The organism is Desulfovibrio sp. SGI.102, from assembly GCF_050314315.1.
GTDB lineage: Bacteria > Desulfobacterota > Desulfovibrionia > Desulfovibrionales > Desulfovibrionaceae > Desulfovibrio.
In genome coordinates this window covers 1-551 of sequence record NZ_JBNPNC010000134.1, presented here as the reverse complement: position 1 = coordinate 551, position 551 = coordinate 1, and the positions used below count along the sequence as shown (strand labels likewise).

General features: G+C 55.0%; 1 protein-coding gene. It reads right to left on the bottom strand.

The window, feature by feature from the left end; all coding sequences use genetic code 11:
- Positions 1–9: 9 nt before the first annotated feature.
- The coding region (locus tag ACQRCJ_RS12500; protein WP_427799951.1) for an IS30 family transposase at positions 10–551 on the bottom strand (542 nt) is incomplete at its 5' end.

Sequence of the window (551 nt, the reverse complement as noted above, 5' to 3'; positions counted from 1 at the left end):
GGCAGATTGTCAAATGAATTGCACCGCAAGCAGGATACCCTTTTCCCGCAGCTGCTCGACAGTCGAAAGATAACCGAACTTCTTTCTTGGGCGGTGGTTTATGAGAGCCACCGCCCTTGCTATCTCTTCATTGGTCAGCCGGGAAAAATCCCTCCTTCGGGGAAAGAACTGCCGCAACAGGCCGTTGCTCTGTTCGTTCAGCGCACGTTCCCCCGGACAGCCCGGATGGCAGAAGTAACTTTTTACCTGAAGGGCCTCATCGACCTGCCGGAAGCCGAAGAACTCCTTGCCCCTGTCATAGGTCAAGGTATGCCGATAGCGTGCGGGGACGCAGAAAAACAGCTCCTTCAGGCAGGAAGAGACGCACTCCACGTTTCGCGTCCGGCAAAATGCAGCCATGAGAAAGCCGCTTTTGCGTTCCACAGCCGTCAGGATATAGCCTGAATGCCGATGACCATGTATGAGATCGCATTCCCAGTGACCATAAATATTGGCGCCTGGGCGGTCGTCTATGTCCGGCAAATCGGGCAGATAGCGAACAGCGGACTTGG